Source organism: Denitromonas iodatirespirans, assembly GCF_018524365.1.
Classification (GTDB): Bacteria; Pseudomonadota; Gammaproteobacteria; order Burkholderiales; family Rhodocyclaceae; genus Nitrogeniibacter; species Nitrogeniibacter iodatirespirans.
This window is the reverse complement of sequence record NZ_JAEKFT010000182.1, coordinates 1-249: the sequence shown is the minus strand read 5'-3', so window position 1 is coordinate 249 and position 249 is coordinate 1. Positions and strand designations below refer to the sequence as shown.

Sequence of the window (249 nt, the reverse complement as noted above, 5' to 3'; positions counted from 1 at the left end):
TCATCCCCAAGCACGAGCGGCGCTTTACCGGTTTCGACGACAAAATCATAGCCATGTACGCCCGCGGCATGACGATTCGCGAGATCCAGGGTTTCTTGATCGATCAGTACGGCACCGAGGTATCACCCGAGTTCATCAGCTCGGTCACCGATGCGGTGATGGCCGAGGTGGGCGCCTGGCAGTCGCGCCCGCTCGAGCCGATGTACCCGGTGGTGTTCTTCGATGCGCTGCGGGTCAAGATCCGCGAGG

Annotated in this window: 1 protein-coding gene; it reads left to right on the top strand. The window is 61.4% G+C overall.

Annotated elements, in window-relative coordinates; translation table 11 throughout:
• The coding region (locus I8J34_RS25365; RefSeq protein WP_214364225.1) for a transposase at positions 1-249 on the top strand (249 nt) is incomplete at both ends.